Origin of the sequence: Roseburia amylophila (genome assembly GCF_025567465.1) — a bacterium.
Lineage (GTDB): Bacteria > Bacillota > Clostridia > Lachnospirales > Lachnospiraceae > Roseburia_C > Roseburia_C amylophila.
On the sequence record NZ_JAOQKI010000025.1, the window covers coordinates 33,337 to 39,691 of the forward strand.

5 protein-coding genes and 1 tRNA gene are annotated in these 6,355 nt (G+C 42.5%); 1 reads left to right on the forward strand and 5 read right to left on the reverse strand.

Annotated elements, in window-relative coordinates; translation table 11 throughout:
- Window positions 1-110: 110 nt before the first annotated feature.
- From OCV43_RS12775 to OCV43_RS12795, 5 genes are all read right to left on the reverse strand, one after another.
- The gene (locus tag OCV43_RS12775) at window positions 111-485 is read right to left on the reverse strand and encodes a RidA family protein (RefSeq protein ID WP_262624270.1); all 375 of its coding nucleotides are present in this window, start codon (window positions 483-485) and stop codon (window positions 111-113) included.
- Between the two features lie 95 nt (window positions 486-580).
- Window positions 581-1,417, reverse strand: a complete 837-nt coding sequence (locus OCV43_RS12780) for a CvfB family protein (RefSeq protein WP_262624271.1) — start codon at window positions 1,415-1,417, stop codon at window positions 581-583.
- Between the two features lie 13 nt (window positions 1,418-1,430).
- A complete protein-coding gene (locus OCV43_RS12785) occupies window positions 1,431-2,135 on the reverse strand; it encodes an acyl-[acyl-carrier-protein] thioesterase (RefSeq protein ID WP_262624272.1) in 705 nt (234 codons plus the stop codon).
- A gap of 193 nt (window positions 2,136-2,328) precedes the next feature.
- A tRNA-Gln gene (locus OCV43_RS12790) sits at window positions 2,329-2,400 on the reverse strand.
- Between the two features lie 99 nt (window positions 2,401-2,499).
- Window positions 2,500-3,156 (reverse strand): YigZ family protein, encoded by a 657-nt coding sequence (locus OCV43_RS12795; protein WP_022243572.1) that lies wholly within the window; start codon window positions 3,154-3,156, stop codon window positions 2,500-2,502.
- A 177-nt stretch (window positions 3,157-3,333) separates the two neighbouring features.
- On the opposite strand from OCV43_RS12795, the gene OCV43_RS12800 reads away from it, so the two are divergent.
- Window positions 3,334-6,132, forward strand: a complete 2,799-nt coding sequence (locus tag OCV43_RS12800; RefSeq protein ID WP_262624274.1) for a transglycosylase domain-containing protein — start codon at window positions 3,334-3,336, stop codon at window positions 6,130-6,132.
- The last annotated feature ends 223 nt before the right edge of the window (window positions 6,133-6,355 follow it).

Genomic DNA, 6,355 nt, shown 5'->3' on the forward strand with positions numbered 1-6,355 from the left:
ATCCACTGTATGGTTTTGCAAGACAATACATTGCAACGTAAAAGACCGGAACCTTTTTCTTCCTTTAGGGAGACTTTAAGATTTCCGGTCTTTTTCTATGTTTCCTTGTCTTATTTCATTGCGATTGCTTCGATTTCAAGCATAACGTCTTTTGGAAGACGTGCTACTTCTACGCAGCTTCTTGCCGGGAAATCGGTGGTAAAGAATGTCTTATAAACCTCATTAATTGCTGCGAAATCATTCATCTCTTTGATGAATACAGTTGTCTTAACCACTTTGTCCATATTTGTGCCTGCTGCTTCTAAAAGATTGGAAAGATTGGTCAGTGCCTGTTTTGCCTGTGCTACCGAGCCTTCCGGAACCTCGCCGGTTGCCGGTACAACGGGAATAATACCAGAAGTATATACCATTCCATTTACTTCAATTGCCTGTGAATATGGTCCGATTGCTGCCGGTGCTTTTTCTGTTGCGATTACTTTCTTCATGTCTCGTTCCTTCTTTCTTTATTTAAATAATAACTATTCGCGGTGCTCGCCAAATCTGCATGCAAACATGCGGTTTTTCTGGCTGCTCGCGTAAATTAACTGTTTTTACGGATTGCATGCTCGCTGAGGGTTATCTTTCTCTCCTTATAGAGTCTGCCTATAGCACGCTTGAATGCTGCCTTGCTAAGTCCGGTTTCCCTCATGATTACTTCCGGTGATGCCTTTTCTGTAAATGGCAGTACACCGGCATAGGAATCTATCACTTCCATTACCTTCTGTGCATCGCGGTCCATCTGAAGGTAAGCTTTTTCCCGAAGGGTAATATCCAGTTTGCCATCCGGTTTTACATTGACTACCCTGGCAGCAATTACATCCCCTATCCGAAGATGGCTGCTGTCCTCATGCTTGGAAATCATTGCAGAATATTTATCATCCACCGCTGCAAAGGTTCCAAAATTATCACTGAATTCATAGATTCTTGCTTCTACTTCATCCCCTGCTTTATATGGAGAATCTTTACTTAAAAGGTCATAAAGATTCTTCATGCTGGCACAAAGTCTGCGGCTCTTATCAATATATAAAGTTACCATGACTTCATCCCCGGCATTTACCTTGCGGGTCATCTCCTTATAAGGAAGGAATAAATCCTTTTCCAGTCCCCAGTCTAAAAATGCTCCTATTTTACCAACTTCCAATACCGGAAGCACTGCAAGCTGTCCCAGTACCAATTTCGGTTCATGGGTGGTTGCAATCAGGCGATCTTTGGAATCCCGGTATAAAAAGATTTCTACTTTATCTCCAATGCAAAGTCCCTCCGGCACCTGTTTTGCCGGCAAAAGCACTCTGGTCTCATCCTCCGGATTTTCTGCCAGATACATTCCAAATTCAACTTTCTTTACTGCTGTCAGTTCCTGTTTTTCTCCAAGATTCATATTTTCCTGCTTTCTATTGTTCAAATTCTACAATGGCATATGGCTTCTGCTCTTCATCCGCCAGTGATACCAGATACATTTTATCATCTGCATATACAAATGGGAATACCTTGTCTCCTAATACTGCTGCTTTCCGGTATTCTGCCCGCATTTTATGGATATTAAAATTCTCAGGCAGATAATTCTTTGCCATGGCAATATACTGTTCATTATTTACATGATGATTGGTATCAATCTGCTCCGGGCGAATCTGAAAGCTTTCCTTTTCCTGCATTTTCTCCGGAAGTTTTATCTTTCTGTCCGCATAGTCCATTTTGAAAGGCTCTTCCATCTGATATTCTTCTAACATCTTATCAGAAATCCGTGCCGGTCTTTCCCTCTTTAAATCCATAAAAATCCACTGGGAATCCGCATAAGCACAGATTTTTCCCTCAGCATCCTCTATGGTAAAATTACGATAACCATAAAAACCTTTAAAGTTATATGGCCAGGTCTTTACTGTTATTTTTTCTCCAAGAACCGGCAGCCGTTCTACCACAATCTGCCAGGATGCCAAAAACCATGCCTGTGCATGCTCCTTCAAATAGTCCACGCCAATTCCAAGATCCTCTGACTGGAATATACAACAATCCTGCAGATAATTAGTCAATGCCTGAAATGTCATCTTCTGTCCGCTGTCTGTTTCACTATATCTTACTCTGCTTTTCATGGAATACATAGATGTGTCCTCCTTGTAAATGCCTGGCTATTAAAAAGAATGTGCCTGGGCACATTCTCGCGCCTGCGGCAGCTGCTTGCGACATCTACCTTATATGCCGCGGTGCGCATCCTCGCGGATCGTTTTTTACTTTACAGGAAAGCAATTTCCTGTAAAGTAAAAAAACACCACGCTGCTGTGGTGTTTTCATGAGCAGGGCTACAAGGATTCGAACCTTGAAATGACGGAGTCAGAGTCCGTTGCCTTACCGTTTGGCGATAGCCCTTTGTTGTGTCAACAATGGGTATTCTACATGAAAACATTCCATTCGTCAAGCACTTTTTCGATTTTTTTTCGATTTTTTGCAAAAAGTTTTTACAGGTCATCAAAAAACCTTGATTGTACCGTTTAAATCTGCAAATTCAATGGTCTCTTCCCACATCAGCTTTGCCTTTCCACTGGTGGAATCCGTAAGTTTCTTTTCTAATTCCAGACACTGTTCTAACGGTACTGCTGCATCCAGTTCCACACCTTCTGCATATTCGGTATCCATAATCGTAACGCCCTGTTCTGCTAGAAGATACTGTATCTTGCCAAGTCCTGTATAATCCGTACTTATCTTAAGACGCTTTCCCGGTCTCTTTTCAATGATGGTACAATTCTTTAAGCCCTCCTGTACAGCACCCTGATAAGCACGCACCAGTCCACCGGTTCCCAGAAGTGTTCCACCAAAATACCGGGTTACTACTACCACTACATCCCGGATGCCCTCCCGTAAAAGTACGTCTAACATCGGACGGCCTGCTGTGCCGGAAGGTTCTCCGTCATCCGAGCAGCGGGTCAGCTCCTGATTTCTTCCTATTATAAATGCGGAGCAGTTATGTCTTGCATCCCAGTATTTTTTCTTCATAGCATTGATATATGCTACCGCTTCCTCTTCTGTGGTAACTGGTGCAATATTTGCAATAAACCGCGATTTTTTCTCTTCAATCTCACCACTGCCGCCTTCATATATTACTTTTCCGTTTGAAACTTCTGACATATTGCATTGCTCCTGCCTCTTTTTTCGTTTCCTTATTGTAGCATGATTTCCATTTTTCCTGCAAGGAAACCTTAAGAATTTCTTATCAAAACCTTGCGTTTTTACTTTTTTCTTTATTATATGGTATCTTTTTGCTATAATAAGAAAATAATGTTATTAATCCAAAGGAGGCACATTATGAATTATGGAAAGAAGAGTACCGCCAGGAAGGAAAAAGAGCTCACTTCCAAAGGTACTATGGTCCGTAAGAAGTTTTCCGTAATTTTCTGCAAGACTCTACTGATCTGCTTTTTCTTAGCAGCTGTCGTCGGTATTTGTGCAGGAATCGGAATCTTCAAAGGAATCATTGATTCTGCACCAGATATAGATGATATTGATGCAAGTCCTACCGGACAGCTCTCTACCGTTCTTGACGATGAGGGTAATGAAATTGCCACTCTGGTTACTTCCGGTACAAATCGTGACCCGGTAACCATTGACAAGATGCCGATTAATCTTCAGCATGCATTCGTAGCCATCGAAGATGAACGTTTTTACGATCACAACGGAATTGATATCAAAGGAATCATCCGTGCCGGCTTCAAAGGCATTGCATCCGGTTTTCATTTTCATCAGGGAGCCAGCACAATTACACAGCAGCTTCTGAAAAACAACGTCTTCACCGACTGGACAAGCGAAGACAGTATGGCTGATAAGTTTGAGCGTAAAATACAGGAACAGTATCTGGCTATACAGCTTGAAAAAAGAGAATCTAAGAACTGGATTCTGGAAAATTACTTAAACACCATTAACCTTGGTCAGAATACCCTTGGTGTCCAGGCTGCATCCAAACGATATTTTAACAAAGATGTATCTGACTTAACACTTTCTGAGTGTGCAGTAATTGCAGCGATTACCAAGAGTCCGACAAAGTATAATCCGATTACTAACCCAGACAACAACGCATCCCGCCGTAAAGAGGTCTTAGACAATATGTTAGACCAGGGTTATATTTCGCAGGAAGAACACGACGAAGCATTAGAAGATAATGTCTACGACCGTATTCAGATTGTAGATAACAGCACTTCTTCTACTGCAAATGTCAACTCCTACTTTGTGGATACCCTTACCGACCAGGTAATGGATGACTTAATCAATGAATTAGGTTATACCGAGACACAGGCTTTCAATGCACTCTATGGTGGTGGTCTTACCATTTACTCCACCCAGAATACTAATCTCCAGCAGATTTGTGATGATGAAGTCAATAACTTAGATAACTACAATGGTCAGGTGGAATATTCTTTCTCCTACCGTCTTTCCATCCAGAAAGCCGATGGTACACGGCAGAATTACAGTGAACAGACCATGCTCACCTACTATCGTGAAAAAACCGGTAATAACAGCTACAACATCAACTTCAGTTCCAAAGAAGATGCCCAGGCTGCCATTGACCAGTATAAAGCAGATATTATGGAAGAGGGAGATACCATCCCGGGCAGCGGCGAATCCGTTACCTTTACGATTCAGCCACAGGCTTCCCTTACACTGATGGATCAGGCTACCGGTGAAGTGAAAGCATTAGTTGGTGGCCGTGGTGATAAAACCGCAAACAAAACCTTAAACCGGGCTTCTGATACCACCAGACAGCCGGGTTCCACCTTCAAGATTTTAGCTGCTTATGCACCTGCTCTTGACAGTGGCGGAATGACCTTAGCTTCTGTAGAAGATGATGCTCCTTATTCTTATACCAATGGACGTTCTCTTCGTAACTACGATGGCCAGTATCGCGGATTTACTACTTTAAGAGAAGCAATCTGCCACTCCATCAATATTGTAACAGTTAAGACCCTCACCGATATCAGTACCGATTTAGGTTACAGTTATTTACAGAATTTTGGATTTACCACCTTAGATGCCGAACATGATAATAATCAGGCTCTCTGCCTTGGAGGTATCTATAAAGGTGTTACCAACTTAGAATTAACTGCCGCCTATGCAACCGTTGCAAATGGCGGTACTTATACCAAACCAAGATTCTATACCAAGATTTTAGACCATGACGGAAATGTTTTAATTGACAATACTCCGCAGACCCATACTGTATTAAAGGACACCACTGCATGGCTCTTAACCAATGCCATGGAAGATGTTGTGACCTCCGGTACCGGTACAATCGTTAACTTCGGTTCTATGCCGATTGCCGGTAAAACAGGTACTACAACCTCTGACCGCGATGCTCTTTTCATAGGATACACACCATATTATACCTGTGGTGTATGGGGCGGATATGATGATAACAGCGAACTTTCCAGCACCAGATATCCAAAGTTAATCTGGAAAGCAGTTATGTCCCGTGTTCATGAAAATCTGGAATATAAAGACTTTACTATGCCAAGCGGAATTACTTCTGCTGTCGTATGTAAGAAATCCGGAAAACTTGCCGTAGAAGGTTTATGTGACTGTGATCCGCGTGGCAGCATGGTTGAAACAGAATATTTTGCAACCGGCACAGTTCCAACAGAAGTATGTGACCATCATGTCAGTGCAACAATCTGTACTTCCTCCGGAATGCTTGCAAATGAATATTGTCCGGAAGAAACAAAACAGACCGGTATCTATATCGTTGGCGGTTCTGAAGGTACGGATGATTCTCCATATCTTATGACAGATGAATTATCCAACAGCACCTGTAACGTACACACTTCAAGTTCTGTTACACAGCCTTCCACACCATCTACTAATACAACAGATACTTCTAATCCAACCAGTGGAAGTCTTACCGGTGGTGGGGATAATACTACACCAGATCATGGTAATACCGGAACCAGTACAAATACCGGTGGTGATACCGGAACCAATGGTGGTACAGGAACCGGCAGCAATACAGGAACCGGTGGTGGTACAGGAACCGGCGGCAATACAGGAACCGGTGGTGGTACAGGAACCGGCGGTGGAAGTTCCGGTACCGGCTCTGATGGAAACACTACGAATTAACCAAATCATTATTCTATAATCAGACACCTATAGAAGCTGCCAAAGGCAGCTTCTAATTTTTCTATCTGATGCCGGGCACAGACAACAACAAAAGCCCTGACATACGCCAGGACTTTCGTTGTTGATGTATATACTACTAAGGGGATTAGAGGGTTATAGGACAAAACGTGTTGATGGCTAATCCCATTCTGTAAAAGATTTATCCATCTTATGGAGGTCACTC